Source organism: Pseudomonas sp. YQ_6 (genome assembly GCF_043103245.1).
Lineage (GTDB): Bacteria > Pseudomonadota > Gammaproteobacteria > Pseudomonadales > Pseudomonadaceae > Aquipseudomonas > Aquipseudomonas alloputida.
Window position 1 is genome coordinate 68,843 of record NZ_JBICJR010000012.1, and the last position, 14,731, is coordinate 83,573.

General features: G+C 63.1%; 10 protein-coding genes. 7 read left to right on the top strand and 3 right to left on the bottom strand.

The window, feature by feature from the left end:
* Nucleotides 1-17 precede the first annotated feature (17 nt).
* Entirely contained in the window at nt 18-2,474 is a 2,457-nt protein-coding gene (locus ACF8FG_RS03785) for an EAL domain-containing protein (protein WP_392518606.1), read from the top strand.
* Nucleotides 2,475-2,504: 30 nt separating this feature from the next.
* Nucleotides 2,505-3,290 (top strand): TenA family transcriptional regulator, encoded by a 786-nt coding sequence (locus tag ACF8FG_RS03790; protein ID WP_010952802.1) that lies wholly within the window; start codon nt 2,505-2,507, stop codon nt 3,288-3,290.
* Nucleotides 3,291-3,346: 56 nt separating this feature from the next.
* On the opposite strand, the gene ACF8FG_RS03795 is transcribed toward ACF8FG_RS03790, so the two are convergent.
* The 3 genes from ACF8FG_RS03795 to ubiG all read right to left on the bottom strand — a co-directional run bounded on the left by ACF8FG_RS03795 (nt 3,347) and on the right by ubiG (nt 5,617).
* Nucleotides 3,347-4,087 (bottom strand): YciK family oxidoreductase, encoded by a 741-nt coding sequence (locus ACF8FG_RS03795; protein ID WP_003252656.1) that lies wholly within the window; start codon nt 4,085-4,087, stop codon nt 3,347-3,349.
* Nucleotides 4,088-4,244: 157 nt separating this feature from the next.
* Nucleotides 4,245-4,916 carry an N-acetylmuramic acid 6-phosphate phosphatase MupP gene (gene mupP / locus ACF8FG_RS03800; protein WP_010952803.1) on the bottom strand — a complete coding sequence of 224 codons (672 nt, stop codon included), beginning with the start codon at nt 4,914-4,916 and terminating at the stop codon, nt 4,245-4,247.
* A gap of 2 nt (nt 4,917-4,918) precedes the next feature.
* Nucleotides 4,919-5,617, bottom strand: a complete 699-nt coding sequence (gene ubiG / locus ACF8FG_RS03805; protein ID WP_003252662.1) for a bifunctional 2-polyprenyl-6-hydroxyphenol methylase/3-demethylubiquinol 3-O-methyltransferase UbiG — start codon at nt 5,615-5,617, stop codon at nt 4,919-4,921.
* Nucleotides 5,618-5,727: 110 nt separating this feature from the next.
* Here ubiG and mtnA point away from each other — a divergent pair, with 110 nt between their 5' ends.
* The 5 genes from mtnA to ACF8FG_RS03830 all read left to right on the top strand — a co-directional run bounded on the left by mtnA (nt 5,728) and on the right by ACF8FG_RS03830 (nt 14,730).
* Nucleotides 5,728-6,804: an S-methyl-5-thioribose-1-phosphate isomerase gene (gene mtnA / locus ACF8FG_RS03810; RefSeq protein ID WP_019439148.1), complete on the top strand. Its 1,077-nt coding sequence runs from the start codon at nt 5,728-5,730 to the stop codon at nt 6,802-6,804.
* A gap of 365 nt (nt 6,805-7,169) precedes the next feature.
* Entirely contained in the window at nt 7,170-9,929 is a 2,760-nt protein-coding gene (gene gyrA / locus ACF8FG_RS03815) for a DNA gyrase subunit A (RefSeq protein WP_014592026.1), read from the top strand.
* A 214-nt stretch (nt 9,930-10,143) separates the two neighbouring features.
* On the top strand, nt 10,144-11,229 hold the full coding sequence (gene serC / locus ACF8FG_RS03820; RefSeq protein ID WP_026031981.1) for a 3-phosphoserine/phosphohydroxythreonine transaminase: 1,086 nt from the start codon (nt 10,144-10,146) through the stop codon (nt 11,227-11,229).
* A gap of 1 nt (nt 11,230) precedes the next feature.
* Nucleotides 11,231-12,325, top strand: coding sequence for a prephenate dehydratase (gene pheA / locus ACF8FG_RS03825; RefSeq protein ID WP_003252669.1), 1,095 nt, complete (start codon nt 11,231-11,233; stop codon nt 12,323-12,325).
* A gap of 197 nt (nt 12,326-12,522) precedes the next feature.
* Nucleotides 12,523-14,730 carry a bifunctional prephenate dehydrogenase/3-phosphoshikimate 1-carboxyvinyltransferase gene (locus ACF8FG_RS03830; RefSeq protein WP_033725117.1) on the top strand — a complete coding sequence of 736 codons (2,208 nt, stop codon included), beginning with the start codon at nt 12,523-12,525 and terminating at the stop codon, nt 14,728-14,730.
* Nucleotide 14,731: the final 1 nt, after the last annotated feature.

Here is a 14,731-nt window from a genome sequence, read left to right on the forward strand (position 1 = left end):
TCTGTGACAGGGACTCCATGAAGGGAAATCGCACACTCGAAGCGCCAAAGTTGCTCGGCATCACATGGCCTTTCATCGCCGTCGTGGTCCTTCAGGTGGCGTTGGGCAGCCTCAGCCTTTATACGCTCTCGGCCGTGCGCGCCTATGTCGCGGGCGAAAGCCTGTGGTCCAAGGCGCAGAAAGATGCCATCTACTACCTCAGTCTGTACGGCGAGACGCAGGACGACAGCACCTACCAGCGCTATCGCCAGGCCATTACCGTGCCCCAGGGTGACCATCGTCTGCGCGAGGTGCTCGACCACCCCAGCCCTGATCTGGACGCCGCGCGACAGGCGGTTCTGCAAGGTGGCAACCACCCTGACGATGTCGAGCGGATCATCTGGTTCTACCGTAACTTTCGCCATGTCAGCTATATGCAGACAGCCATCGATTACTGGGACATCGGTGACGACTATCTGGCCAAGCTGGATGTACTGGCCGGTGAAATGCGCCAGCGTTTTGCCAATGGCCCGGCGGATCCAGACACTGTCAGCGATTGGAAGGCCCGCATTGTCGCCATCAACGAAGGCGTGACCCCGGCGGCCAAGGCCTTCAGTGATGCCTTGGGTGAAGGCTCGCGTATGTTGCTGCGGGTGCTGCTGATCACCAACCTGCTGACCGCGATGTTCCTGATCGCCATTGCCTGGCGCCGCTCCAGCAAGCTGTTGGCCCAGCGCCAGGCCTTTGCCAGCGCCCTTCAGGAAGAAAAAGAGCGAGCGCAGATTACCCTGCAGGCCATCGGTGATGCGGTGATCACCACTGATGTCGAGGGCAGTATCGGCTACATGAACCCGGCCGCTGAGCAATTGACCCACTGGCAATCCGGCCAGGCCCAGGGCCTGCCGCTGTCGGCACTGTTCAGCCTGGTTGATGAACACGCCGAGGAGGACGGTCGCAGCTTGGTCGAACAGGTGCTCAGCGGCAGCCTCAAGGGCGGCTCCGAGCATGCCCGGCTGATCCAGCGCCTGGACGGCAGTACCGTGTCGATCAACCTGGTAGGCTCGCCGATCCTCAATGATGGCCAGGTCAGTGGCATCGTGCTGGTGTTGCACGACATGACCCAGGAACGCCAGTACATCGCCAACCTGTCCTGGCAGGCAACTCACGACGCCCTGACCGGGCTGGCCAACCGCCGCGAGTTCGAATACCGCCTGGAGCAGGCGCTCAACGACCTGGCGCGCCAGGCCGGGCGGCATTCGCTGATGTTCCTCGACCTCGACCAGTTCAAGCTGGTCAACGACACCTGTGGCCACGCTGCCGGCGATGAGTTGCTGCGGCACATCTGCGCGGTGCTGCAATCCGGCCTGCGTGAGGGCGATACGCTCGCGCGGCTGGGCGGCGATGAGTTTGGCGTGCTGCTGGAAAACTGCCCGCCCGACCAGGCCGAGCGCATCGGCGAACAATTACGCCAGATGGTGCAGAGCCTGCACTTCGTATGGAAAGGGCGGCCGTTCGTAACCACGGTCAGCATTGGCCTGGTGCATATGGCCCAGGCCCCCGGTACCCTGGAGGCCTCGCTGCGCGCCGCCGACATGGCCTGCTACATGGCCAAGGAAAAGGGCCGAAACCGTGTGCAGGTGTACCACGCCGACGACAGCGAACTGTCCATGCGTTTTGGCGAGATGGCCTGGATCCAGCGCCTGCATGTGGCCCTGGAAGAAAACCGCTTTTGCCTCTACGCCCAGGAAATCGCCCCGCTCAAATCCTTCGAGGACCCGGGCCATATCGAAATTCTGTTGCGCCTGCACGACGAAAGCGGCCGCACCATCCTGCCCAGCAGCTTCATCCCGGCGGCCGAGCGCTACGGCCTGATGACCGCGCTGGACCGCTGGGTGGTGCGCAATGTGTTCATGGTCATACGCCAGTGCCTGGAAGAAGGGCGTGAAGGGCCATTGTCGACCTGTGCCATCAACCTGTCGGGGTCCAGTATTGGCGACGACAAGTTCCTTGAATACCTCCAGCGGTTGTTTGTCGAATACGCCATTCCGCCGCGAATGATCTGCTTTGAAATTACCGAAACCAGCGCCATTGCCAACCTGGGCAGCGCCATTCGCTTCATCAACGAGCTGAAAGGGCTGGGTTGCCGTTTCTCGCTCGATGATTTTTGCGCCGGCATGTCCTCGTTCGCCTATCTCAAGCATTTGCCCGTGGACTACCTGAAGATTGACGGCAGTTTCGTCAAGGACATGCTCGACGACCCGGTCAACCGGGCCATGGTCGAGGTCATCAACCATATCGGCCATGTGATGGGTAAGCGCACGATTGCCGAGTTCGTCGAAACACCCTTGATCGAGCAGGCCTTGCAGGAAATAGGCGTGGATTACGCCCAGGGCTACCTGATCGAACGCCCCCAGGTGTTCACCTGTGACAGTCTGCAGCGCCAACGGATCGCCGCCCGGCCTCTGTTGCAGCGAGCACCTGGCACGTTTCGCTAGTTGGAAATCACAAGGATCAAGGAGCTGAAAGTGATTGACGCATTCGTTCGTATCGGGCCTTTGATGGACCCCGCCAGTTACCCCCAATGGGCCCAGCAACTGATTGAAGACTGCCGCGAGAGCAAGCGCAGGGTGGTTGAGCATGAGTTTTATGCACGACTACGCGATGGCCAGCTGAAGCAATCGACCATCCGCCAGTACCTCATCGGTGGCTGGCCGGTGGTGGAGCAGTTTTCGTTGTACATGGCGCATAACCTGACCAAGACCCGCTATGGCCGGCATCAGGGCGAGGACATGGCGCGGCGCTGGCTGATGCGCAACATCCGCGTCGAGCTCAACCATGCCGACTACTGGGTGAACTGGTGCCAGGCGCACGGTGTGCATCTGCACGAGTTGCAGGCGCAAGAAGTGCCGCCCGAGCTGAACGGCCTGAACGATTGGTGCTGGCGGGTGTGCGCCACCGAGAACCTGGCCATTTCCATGGCGGCGACCAACTACGCCATCGAAGGCGCGACCGGTGAATGGTCGGCGGTGGTGTGCTCGACCGACACCTATGCGCAGGGGTTTCCTGAAGAAGGGCGCAAGCGGGCGATGAAGTGGCTGAAGATGCATGCCCAGTATGACGATGCGCACCCGTGGGAGGCGCTGGAAATCATCTGTACCCTGGCTGGTGAGAACCCCACCCTGGGGTTGCGGACCGAGCTGCGCAGGGCCATTTGCAAGAGTTACGACTGCATGTTCCTGTTCCTGGAGCGCTGCATGCAGCTGGAAGGGCGCCAGCAAGGCCGTATGCGGCCGGCGTTGGCTGCGGGCTGATCGCTTTCCTGTACCGGCCTCTTTGCGGGCAAGCCCGCGAAGAGGCCGATGCAGGTTTATTGGGCGTTGAACGCCTGCCCGTTCACCCCTGTGCTGTCCGGCCCCATCAGGTACAGGTACACCGGCATGATCTCTTCGGGCAGCGGGTTGTTCTGCGGGTTCTCGCCGGGGTAGGCCTGGGCCCGCATCGCCGTGCGCGTGGCGCCTGGGTTGATACTGTTGGCGCGCACCGGCGCCACGCCTTCCAGTTCATCAGCCAAGGTCTGCATCAGGCCTTCGGTGGCGAACTTCGACACGCCATAGGCGCCCCAGTAAGCCCGGCCCTTGCGCCCCACGCTGCTGCTGGTGAACACCACCGAAGCGTCTTCCGACAGCTTCAGCAGCGGCAGCAGGGTGCTGGTGAGCATGAAGGTGGCATTGACGTTGATGTGCATCACGCGCATGAAGTTGTCGCCCGACAGCTGTTCCAGCGGTGTGCGCGGGCCGATGATCGACGCATTGTTGAGCAGGCCATCGAGGCGGCCGAACTGGCCTTCGATCATGGCCGCCAGCTCGTCGTACTGGTGTGGCAGGGCGGTTTCCAGGTTGAACGGGATAACCACCGGCTGCGGGTGGCCGGCGGCTTCGATCTGGTCGTAGACCTCGTTCAGGTTGGCCTCGGTCTTGCCCAGTAGCAGCACGGTGGCACCCAGGGCGGCATAGGCCTTGGCAGCTGCGGCACCAATGCCACGGCCGGCACCGGTAACCAGGATGACCCGGCCTTGCAGCAGGTCGGGGCGGGCGGTGTAGTCGAACATGGTTCTGTCCTTCGAGTTCGTGTGGGCGGCCCGGGGCTATCGTAGGAGCGGGTTTGCCCGCGAATGCGTCAGCCCAGACAACACTGGCGTCTGATCGGACGCATTCGCGGGTAAACCCGCTCCTACAAAAGGGCGGTGCCCGGTCATCGGTCTGGGTTCAGCAGCCGCACAGCGCGCTGTCGATCACTTTGCGCAGTTCCAGCGGGTGGTCCACCACCACGTCGGCACCCCAGTTGTTGGGGTTGTCCTCTGGATGAATATAGCCGTAGCGCACGGCTGCCGTGCGGGTACCTGCGTCGCGGCCAGACTCGATGTCGCGCAGGTCGTCGCCGACGAACAGCACACTGGCCGGGTCCAGATTCAGCGTCTTGCAGGCCAGGATCAGCGGCTCGGGGTCGGGTTTGCTGTTTTTCACGTGGTCCGGGCAGATCAGCAATGCCGAGCGCTCGGCCAGGCCCAGCTGCTGCATGATCGGCTCGGCGAAGCGCACCGGCTTGTTGGTGACGACGCCCCACAGCAGGTTGCCTTTCTCGATGTCGGCCAGCAGCTCGGCCATGCCCTCGAACAGCTTGCTGTGCACCGCGCAGTCGCGCTGGTAACGCTCGAGGAACTCCAGGCGCAGGGCCTCGAAGCCGTCAGCCTCCGGGTCCATGGCGAACGCAGTGGCAACCATGGCGCGGGCGCCACCCGAGATAACGCCACGGATCAGGTTGTCGTCAACGGCCGGCAGCCCGCGTTCGGCGAGCATGGCCTGGCAAATGGCGATGAAGTCCGGCGCCGTGTCCAGCAAGGTGCCGTCCATGTCGAAGAGTACTGCTCGCAAACGCATGCTTATTCCTCGCGCAGGGTCTGGATCATGTAGTTGACGTCGACGTCGCTGTTGAGCTTGTAGTGCTTGGTCAGCGGGTTGTAGGTGAGGCCGATGATGTCCTTCACCTGCAGGCCTGCATCGCGGCTCCAGGCGCCCAGCTCGGACGGGCGGATGAATTTCTTGAAGTCATGGGTGCCGCGCGGCAGCATCTTCAGGATGTACTCGGCGCCGACGATGGCCAGCAGGTAGGCCTTGGGGTTGCGGTTGATGGTGGAGAAGAACACCTGGCCGCCCGGCTTGACCATGCGGTAGCAGGCGCGGATCACCGAAGACGGGTCGGGCACGTGCTCGAGCATTTCCAGGCAGGTAACCACGTCGAACTGTTCGGGCATTTCCTCGGCCAGGGCTTCGGCGGTGATCTGCCGGTATTCCACCTGCACGCCGGACTCCAGTTGGTGCAACTGAGCCACCGCCAGTGGCGCCTCGCCCATGTCGATACCGGTGACCGTGGCGCCGCGCAGGGCCATGGCTTCGCTGAGGATGCCGCCACCGCAACCCACGTCCAGCACTTTCTTGCCGGCCAGGCTGACGCGCTCGTCGATCCAGTTGACGCGCAGCGGGTTGATTTCGTGCAGCGGCTTGAACTCGCTTTCGCGGTCCCACCAGCGGTGGGCCAGCGCTTCGAACTTGGCGATTTCGGCGCGGTCGACGTTGCTCATTGAACAGTCCTCTGAAACTTCGCAAAATTGCGCCGGAGTATACCCGAGCGCTTGGCCGCGAGGGTCGCTATAATCGCCCGTTTTTGATATCCGAATGACGGGGAGAGGCGATGCGCGAGCGACTTTTGGCGGCGGAGAAGGTGACCGCGATCCGCTGGCAGGGCGGCGCCTTGCACCTGCTCGACCAGCGCTTGCTGCCGTCGGAGGAGCGTTGGCTGGCCTGCGACAATGTTGCGCAGGTGGCCGCAGCCATCCGTGACATGGCAGTGCGCGGCGCCTCGGCGATCGGTATTGCCGCAGCTTACGGCCTGGTACTGGCCCTTGAAGAGCGGCTGGCCGAAGGTGGCGATTGGGAAATGGACCTGGAAGACGACTTTCTCACCCTCGCCGAAGCGCGTCCTACCGCCGCCAACTTGTTCTGGGCGCTGAACCGCATGCGCGAGCGTCTGCTGCGCCTGCGTCCGGAAGAAGACGTTCTGGCGGCGCTGGAGGCCGAAGCGGTGGCCATTCACGAAAGCGACCGTGAGGCCAACCTGACCATGGCCCAGCAGGGTATCGAACTGATCCGTCGTCATCAGGGCAATGCCCAGGCCCTGCTCACCTTCGGCAACGCCGGCGCCCTTGCCAGTGGTGGCTTTGGCACCGCACTGGGGGTGATCCGTGCCGGCTACCTGGAAGGCATGGTCGAGCAGGTTTATGCCGGTGAGACTCGCCCTTGGCTGCAGGGCTCGCGCCTGACGGCCTGGGAGCTGGCCAACGAGGGAATTCCGGTGACCCTTTGTGCCGACTCCGCGCTGGCCCACCTCATGAAGACCAAGGGCATCACCTGGGTGGTGGTGGGGGCGGACTGCATCGCTGCCAATGGTGACATGGCCGGCAAGATCGGCACCTATCAGCTGGCCGTCAGTGCCATGCACCATGGGGTGCGCTTCATGGTGGTGGCGCCGAGCACCAGCATCGACCTGAACCTGGCAACCGGCGAGGATATTCCCCTGGAAGAGCGTGACGCCGACGAGTGGCTGGACTTTGGCGGTGCCCCGGCGGTACGGGATGTGCAGGTATTCAACCCGGTGTTCGACGTGACCCCGGCCGACCTGATTGACGTTATCGTGACCGAACGGGGTGTTGTAGAGCGTCCGGATACTGCCAAACTGGCCCAGTTGATTTGCCGCAAGCGCCTGCACTGACTTTGTATCGTCTCACCGGCCTCTTCGCGGGCTTGCCCGCTCCCACAGGGATATCGCATGGCCTTAGGGCTGTGGTGAACCTGTGGGAGCGGGCGAGCCCGCGAAGAGGCCGGTGCAGGCAATACAAAAATCAGGTTTCAAACGCGGCTGAGACCAACTGCCACCTCTCCCCACCGCCCCTGCGTTTGTGATAACATCCGGCAGTTTCCAAGACCGCCCATCACGGCGGCCTTCATTGCGCAGATCCATGGCACAACTCATTGATTTGTCGTAAGTCGTCGCACCCTTATGCGCTGCGGCGGCGAGCTTCGTTCGGCCCTTGATGGAGCTGCGAAGTTTCACCAGAAAAAGGAATCAGGCTTCTCATGGGCGAACTGGCCAAAGAAATCCTCCCGGTCAATATCGAAGACGAACTGAGACAGTCTTACCTCGACTACGCGATGAGCGTGATTGTCGGGCGAGCGCTGCCCGATGCGCGTGACGGCTTGAAGCCCGTGCATCGCCGCGTTCTCTATGCGATGAGCGAACTGGGCAACGACTGGAACAAGCCGTACAAGAAATCCGCCCGTGTGGTCGGTGACGTGATCGGTAAGTACCACCCGCACGGCGACACTGCGGTCTACGACACCATCGTGCGTATGGCCCAGCCGTTCTCGTTGCGCTACCTGCTGGTCGACGGCCAGGGCAACTTCGGTTCGGTGGACGGCGACAACGCTGCTGCCATGCGATACACCGAAGTGCGCATGACCAAACTGGCCCACGAACTGCTGGCCGACCTGCACAAGGAAACCGTCGACTGGGTGCCCAACTACGACGGCACCGAGCAGATCCCGGCGGTCATGCCGACGCGTATTCCCAACCTGCTGGTCAACGGTTCCAGCGGTATTGCCGTGGGCATGGCGACCAATATCCCGCCGCACAACCTCGGCGAGGTCATCGATGGCTGCCTGGCGCTCATCGACAACCCGGAAGTCACCATCGATGAGCTGATGCAGTTCATCCCTGGCCCGGACTTCCCGACTGCCGGCATCATCAACGGTCGCCAGGGCATCATCGAGGCCTATCGCACCGGTCGTGGCCGCATCTACATGCGCGCCCGCTCCGAGATCGAAGACATCGACAAGGTTGGCGGTCGCCAGCAGATCGTGATCACCGAGCTGCCGTATCAGCTGAACAAGGCGCGCCTGATCGAAAAGATCGCCGAGCTGGTCAAAGAGAAGAAGATCGAAGGTATCACCGAGCTGCGCGACGAGTCCGACAAGGACGGCATGCGCATCGTCATCGAGCTGCGTCGCGGTGAAGTGCCGGAAGTGGTGCTCAACAACCTCTACCAGCAAACCCAGCTGCAGAGCGTATTCGGCATCAACGTGGTGGCCCTGGTTGACGGCCGTCCGCGCCTGCTCAACCTCAAGGACCTGCTCGAAGCGTTCGTCCGCCACCGCCGTGAAGTGGTGACCCGCCGTACCGTATTCGAGCTGCGCAAGGCCCGTGAACGCGGCCATATCCTGGAAGGCCAGGCGGTTGCGCTGTCCAACATCGACCCGGTCATTGCCCTGATCAAGGCCTCGCCGACGCCGTCCGAAGCCAAGGAAGCCCTGGTTTCCACGCCGTGGGAATCCAGTGCCGTGCAGGTCATGGTCGAGCGCGCCGGCGCCGACGCCTGCCGCCCTGAGGACCTGCCGGAGCAGTACGGCCTGCATGACGGCAAGTACTTCCTGTCGCCGGAACAGGCCCAGGCCATTCTCGACCTGCGCCTGCACCGCCTGACCGGCCTGGAGCACGAGAAGCTGCTGGCCGAGTACCAGGAAATCCTCGAGCAGATCGGCGAGTTGATCCGCATCCTCAGCAGCGCCGAGCGCCTGATGGAAGTGATTCGCGAGGAGCTGGAGGCCATCCGTGCCGAGTACGGCGATGTGCGCCGCACCGAAATCCTCAATGCCAGCCACGACCTCAACTACGGCGACATGATCCCGGAAGAAGAGCGCGTGGTCACCATCTCCCATGGTGGTTATGCCAAGACTCAGCCATTGTCCGCCTACCAGGCCCAGCGCCGCGGCGGCAAAGGCAAGTCCGCGACCGGCGTGAAGGACGAGGACTACATCGAGCACCTGCTGGTCGCCAACAGCCATGCCACCCTGTTGCTGTTCTCCAGCAAGGGCAAGGTGTACTGGAAGAAGACCTACGAAATCCCCGAAGCGTCCCGCGCTGCCCGCGGTCGACCGCTGGTCAACCTGCTGCCGCTGGAGGAGGGTGAACGCATCACCGCCATGCTGCAGATCGACCTCGAAGCGCTGCAGCAGAACGCCGACCTCGACGAATTGCTGGACGAGGCTGATGACACCGTGCTCGAGGGTGAGCTGGTTGAGGCCGAGGAAGTCGACGAAGAAGACGGCGACACCCCGGAGTGGGTTGCAGAGCCGACCGGCGCATACATCTTCATGGCGACCGCTTCCGGTACCGTCAAGAAGACCCCGCTGGTGCAGTTCGCCCGTCCGCGCTCCAACGGCCTGATCGCCCTGAAGCTGAAGGAAGGCGACACCCTGATTGCCGCGGCCATCACCGATGGCGCCAAGGAAGTCATGATGTTCTCCGACGCTGGCAAGGTCATCCGCTTTGCCGAGAGCGTCGTGCGTGAAATGGGCCGCAACGCCCGTGGTGTACGCGGCATGAAGCTGGGCAAAGGCCAGCGGATCATTTCGATGCTGATCCCGGAGTCCGGCTCGCAGATCCTTACCGCCTCCGAGCGTGGCTTTGGCAAGCGCACCCCGCTGTCCAAGTTCCCGCGTCGCGGCCGCGGTGGCCAGGGTGTGATCGCCATGGGTACCAAAGGGCGCAACGGCCTGCTGATCGGGGCTATCCAGGTGCAGGAAGGCGAGGAGATCATGCTGATTTCCGACCAGGGCACGCTGGTTCGCACCCGGGTTGGCGAGGTGTCCAGCCTCAGCCGCAACACCCAGGGCGTTACGCTGATCAAGCTGGCGGCCGATGAGACACTGGTGGGCCTGGAGCGTATTCAGGAGCCGTCCGAGGACGAACTCGATGAAGTGATCGAGGCGGACGAGGAGGGTGTCGAAGCCGAAGCGCCAGACGAAGCTGCAGGCGCCGAAGAGGCCCCGCAAGAGTAATCAAGCGTGAAACCCGAACGGGGCGACCAAGGTCGCCCCGTTTGACTGATAACAGCTGGCAAAGCCCGGCCTTGTGGGAGCGGGCATGCCCGCGAAGCAGACACTGCGGTAGATGGCACCGGCTTTGCCGGTGTTCGCGGGCTCGCCCGCTCCCACAGGGTCGCTGCGAACCCATGTGATAGTTTTTGTTCTATTTGGCAGAGCGAGAGTGGATGTGAGCAAACGAGCCTTTAACTTCTGCGCAGGCCCTGCCGCGCTTCCTGACGCTGTCCTGCAGCGCGCACAGGCCGAGATGCTGGACTGGCGTGGCAAGGGCTTGTCGGTGATGGAAATGAGCCATCGCAGCGACGATTACGTGGCCATCGCCGAAAAGGCCGAGCAGGACCTGCGTGACCTGCTGTCCGTCCCCTCCAACTACAAGGTGCTGTTCCTGCAAGGGGGCGCCAGCCAGCAGTTCGCTGAAATCCCGCTGAACCTGCTGCCGGAAAACGGCACAGCCGACTACATCGAAACCGGCATCTGGTCGAAAAAGGCCATCGAGGAAGCGCGCCGTTTCGGCAACGTCAACGTCGCCGCCACTGCCAAGCCTTACGACTACCTGGCCATCCCTGGCCAGAACGAGTGGAATCTGACCAAAAACGCAGCCTACGTGCACTATGCGTCCAACGAGACCATCGGTGGCCTGCAGTTTGACTGGGTGCCGCAGACCGGTGACGTACCGCTGGTGGTCGATATGTCGTCCGACATCCTCTCGCGCCCGATCGATGTGTCGCAGTTCGGCCTGATCTACGCCGGCGCGCAGAAGAATATCGGCCCAAGCGGTCTGGTGGTGGTGATCGTGCGCGAAGACCTGTTGGGCCATGCCCGCAGCAGCTGCCCGACCATGCTTGACTACAAGGTTTCGGCTGACAACGGGTCGATGTACAACACCCCGGCTACCTACTCCTGGTACCTCTCGGGCCTGGTCTTCGAGTGGCTGAAAGAGCAGGGCGGTGTCGAGGCCATGGAGCAGCGCAACCGTGCCAAGAAAGACTGCCTTTACGGGTTCATCGATCGCAGCGAGTTCTACACCAACCCGATCAGCGTCAACGCCCGTTCGTGGATGAACGTGCCGTTCCGCCTGGCTGACGAGCGCCTGGACAAGGCCTTCCTCGCTGGCGCCGACGCGCGTGGCCTGCTCAACCTCAAGGGCCACCGTTCGGTTGGCGGCATGCGCGCCTCCATCTACAACGCCCTGGGCCTGGAAGCGGTAGAAGCGCTGGTAGGCTACATGGCTGAATTCGAGAAGGAGCATGGCTGACATGTCCGAACAGGAGCTCAAGGCGCTGCGCGTACGCATCGACAGCCTCGACGAGAAAATCCTCGAGCTGATCAGCGACCGCGCCCGCTGCGCCGAAGAAGTGGCCCGGGTCAAGACTGCCTCGCTCAAAGAAGGCGAGAAGCCGGTGTTCTACCGTCCCGAGCGTGAAGCTGCGGTGCTCAAGCGCGTGATGGAGCGCAACAAGGGCCCGCTGGGCAATGAAGAGATGGCGCGGCTGTTCCGCGAAATCATGTCGTCGTGCCTGGCCCTGGAAGAGCCGCTGAAAATCGCCTACCTCGGCCCTGAAGGCACCTTCACCCAGGCGGCGGCCATGAAGCACTTCGGCCACGCGGTGATCAGTCGGCCGATGGCGGCCATCGACGAAGTGTTCCGTGAAGTGGCGGCCGGTGCCGTCAACTTCGGTGTGGTGCCGGTGGAAAACTCCACTGAAGGTGCGGTCAGCCACACCCTGGACAGCTTCCTCGAGCATGACATGGTGATTTGTGGTGAGGTCGAGCTGCGTATCCACCACCACCTGCTGGTGGGCGAGAACACCAAGACCGACAGCATCACCCGCATCTACTCCCACGCCCAGTCGCTGGCCCAGTGCCGAAAGTGGCTGGATGCGCACTACCCGAACGTGGAGCGCGTGGCCGTATCGAGCAATGCCGAAGCGGCCAAGCGAGTCAAGGGCGAGTGGAACTCGGCGGCGATCGCCGGCGATATGGCGGCCAACCTGTACGGCCTGACCCGCCTGGCCGAGAAGATCGAAGATCGCCCGGACAACTCCACGCGCTTCCTGATGATCGGTAACCAGGAAGTACCGCCGACCGGCGACGACAAGACCTCGATCATCGTTTCGATGAGCAACAAGCCAGGTGCGTTGCATGAGTTGCTGGTGCCGTTCTATCAGAACGGCATCGACCTGACCCGCATCGAGACCCGCCCGTCGCGCAGCGGCAAGTGGACCTACGTGTTCTTCATCGACTTCGTCGGCCACCACCGCGACCCGCTGATCAAGGCGGTGCTCGAGCAGATCAGCCAGGAGGCTGTGGCGCTGAAGGTGCTGGGCTCTTATCCGAAGGCGGTGCTTTGATTCAGGGGCCTTGGGGCTGCCCTGCAGCCCTTCGCGGGCATGCCCGCTCCCACAGTGAGCATGTGATGCCGAGCTCTGTGGGAGCGGGCTAGCCCGCGAAGGGTCGCGCCGCGGCCCCAATGGCCCTCACAGGCTACCTAGATTTCTGAACAGGGTTCGCACCAGTGGTAAATGCAGCAAAAACCAAACCTGCGCCCATCATCGACCGCCTGGTCGTGGTCGGTCTCGGCCTGATCGGCGGCTCGTTCGCCAAGGGCCTGCGTGAAAGCGGCCTTTGCCGCGAAGTGGTCGGTGTCGACCTGGATGCCCCCTCGCGCAAGCAGGCCGTGGCCCTGGGCGTGGTCGACCGCTGCGAAGAAGACCTTGCCGCCGCTTGTGTGGGCGCCGATGTCATCCAGCTGGCCGTACCCATCCTGGCTATGGAAAAAGTCCTCGCGCGCCTGGCCCTGCTCGACCTGGGTGATGCAATCATCACCGACGTCGGCAGCGCCAAGGGCAACGTCGTGCGTGAGGCGCGTGCCGTCTTCGGTGCGCGCCTGCCGCGTTTCGTCCCGGGCCACCCCATCGCCGGTTCCGAGCAGAGCGGGGTAGAGGCGTCCAATGCCACCTTGTTCCGCCGGCACAAGGTGATCCTCACGCCGCTGGCCGAAACCGACCCCGCCGCGCTGGCCCTGGTTGACCGCCTTTGGCGTGCGCTGGATGCCGATGTGGAACACATGTCGGTCGAGCGCCATGATGAAGTACTGGCCGCCACCAGCCATCTGCCACACCTGCTGGCCTTTGGCCTGGTCGACTCACTGGCCAAACGCAATGAAAACCTCGAGATCTTCCGGTACGCTGCGGGTGGGTTCCGCGATTTCACAAGAATCGCCGGCAGCGATCCGACCATGTGGCATGACATTTTCCTCGCCAACCGCGACGCTGTCCTGCGCACGCTTGATACATTTCGCAGCGATCTCGACGCCCTGCGCGACGCGATCGCTGAAGGGGATGGGCACCAACTGCTGGGTGTATTCACCCGCGCACGGGTTGCCCGCGAGCATTTCAGTAAAATCCTGGCCCGCCGGGCCTATGTGGACGCTATGAACGCCAACGATCTGATTTTCCAGGCCCAACCGGGTGGCCGCCTGAACGGGCGGATCCGTGTACCGGGCGACAAGTCGATTTCCCATCGCTCGATCATGCTCGGCTCGCTGGCCGAAGGTACTACCGAGGTCGAAGGCTTCCTCGAAGGCGAAGATGCGCTGGCGACCCTGCAGGCATTCCGTGACATGGGTGTGGTCATCGAAGGCCCCAACCACGGTCGTGTAACCATTCACGGCGTGGGCCTGCATGGCCTGAAGCCGCCACCAGGGCCGCTGTACGTAGGTAACTCCGGTACTTCGATGCGCCTGCTGTCGGGCCTGTTGGCCGGTCAGCCGTTCGATGTCACCATGACCGGCGACGCCTCGCTGTCCAAGCGCCCGATGAACCGTGTGGCCAACCCGCTGCGCGAAATGGGTGCTGTGGTCGAGACCGGCCCGGACGGCCGTCCGCCGCTGACCATCCGCGGTGGCCACAAGCTCAAAGGGCTGACCTACACGCTGCCGATGGCCAGCGCCCAGGTCAAATCCTGCCTGCTGCTGGCCGGTCTGTACGCCGAAGGCAAGACCACTGTCACCGAGCCTGCGCCTACCCGTGACCACACCGAGCGCATGCTGCGCGGTTTTGGCTATTCGGTCGACAGCAATGGCCCAGTGGCCTCGCTGCAGTCCGGTGGCAAGCTGACCGCTACCCGGATCGAAGTGCCGGCTGACATTTCCTCGGCAGCGTTCTTCCTGGTCGCAGCCTCTATCGCTGAAGGCTCCGAGCTTGTGCTGGAGCATGTCGGCATCAACCCGACCCGTACTGGCGTGATCGACATCCTGCGCCTGATGGGCGGCGACATCACCCTGGAAAACCAGCGTGAAGTGGGCGGCGAGCCCGTGGCCGACCTGCGTGTGCGCGGTGCCAAACTTAAGGGTATCGACATTCCTGAAGCGTTGGTGCCGCTGGCCATCGACGAATTCCCGGTACTGTTCGTGGCCGCTGCCTGCGCTGAAGGGCGTACCGTGCTGCGTGGCGCCGAAGAGCTGCGGGTGAAGGAGTCCGATCGCATCCAGGTGATGGCCGATGGCCTCACCACCTTGGGCATCAAATGCGAGCCGACCCCGGACGGCATCATCATCGACGGCGGCCAGCTGGGCGGCGGCGAAGTGCATGGGCATGGTGACCACCGCATCGCCATGGCCTTCAGTGTGGCCTCGCTGCGCGCCAGTGCGCCGATCCGCATTCACGACTGCGCCAACGTCGCCACCTCGTTCCCCAACTTCCTGGCGCTGTGCGCCGAAGTGGGGATCCGCGTGGCAGAAGAGGGCAAGTCGTGAA

Excerpts from the sequence above, each read along its gene's own strand:
- ACF8FG_RS03785 (WP_392518606.1), top strand. The coding sequence starts at position 18 with ATGAAGGGAAATCGCACACTCGAAGCGCCAAAGTTGCTCGGCATCACA.
- ACF8FG_RS03795 (WP_003252656.1), bottom strand. The coding sequence starts at position 4,087 with ATGTTCGACTACACCGCCCGCCCCGACCTGCTGCAAGGCCGGGTCATC.
- mupP (WP_010952803.1), bottom strand. The coding sequence starts at position 4,916 with ATGCGTTTGCGAGCAGTACTCTTCGACATGGACGGCACCTTGCTGGAC.
- ubiG (WP_003252662.1), bottom strand. The coding sequence starts at position 5,617 with ATGAGCAACGTCGACCGCGCCGAAATCGCCAAGTTCGAAGCGCTGGCC.
- mtnA (WP_019439148.1), top strand. The coding sequence starts at position 5,728 with ATGCGCGAGCGACTTTTGGCGGCGGAGAAGGTGACCGCGATCCGCTGG.
- gyrA (WP_014592026.1), top strand. The coding sequence starts at position 7,170 with ATGGGCGAACTGGCCAAAGAAATCCTCCCGGTCAATATCGAAGACGAA.
- pheA (WP_003252669.1), top strand. The coding sequence starts at position 11,231 with ATGTCCGAACAGGAGCTCAAGGCGCTGCGCGTACGCATCGACAGCCTC.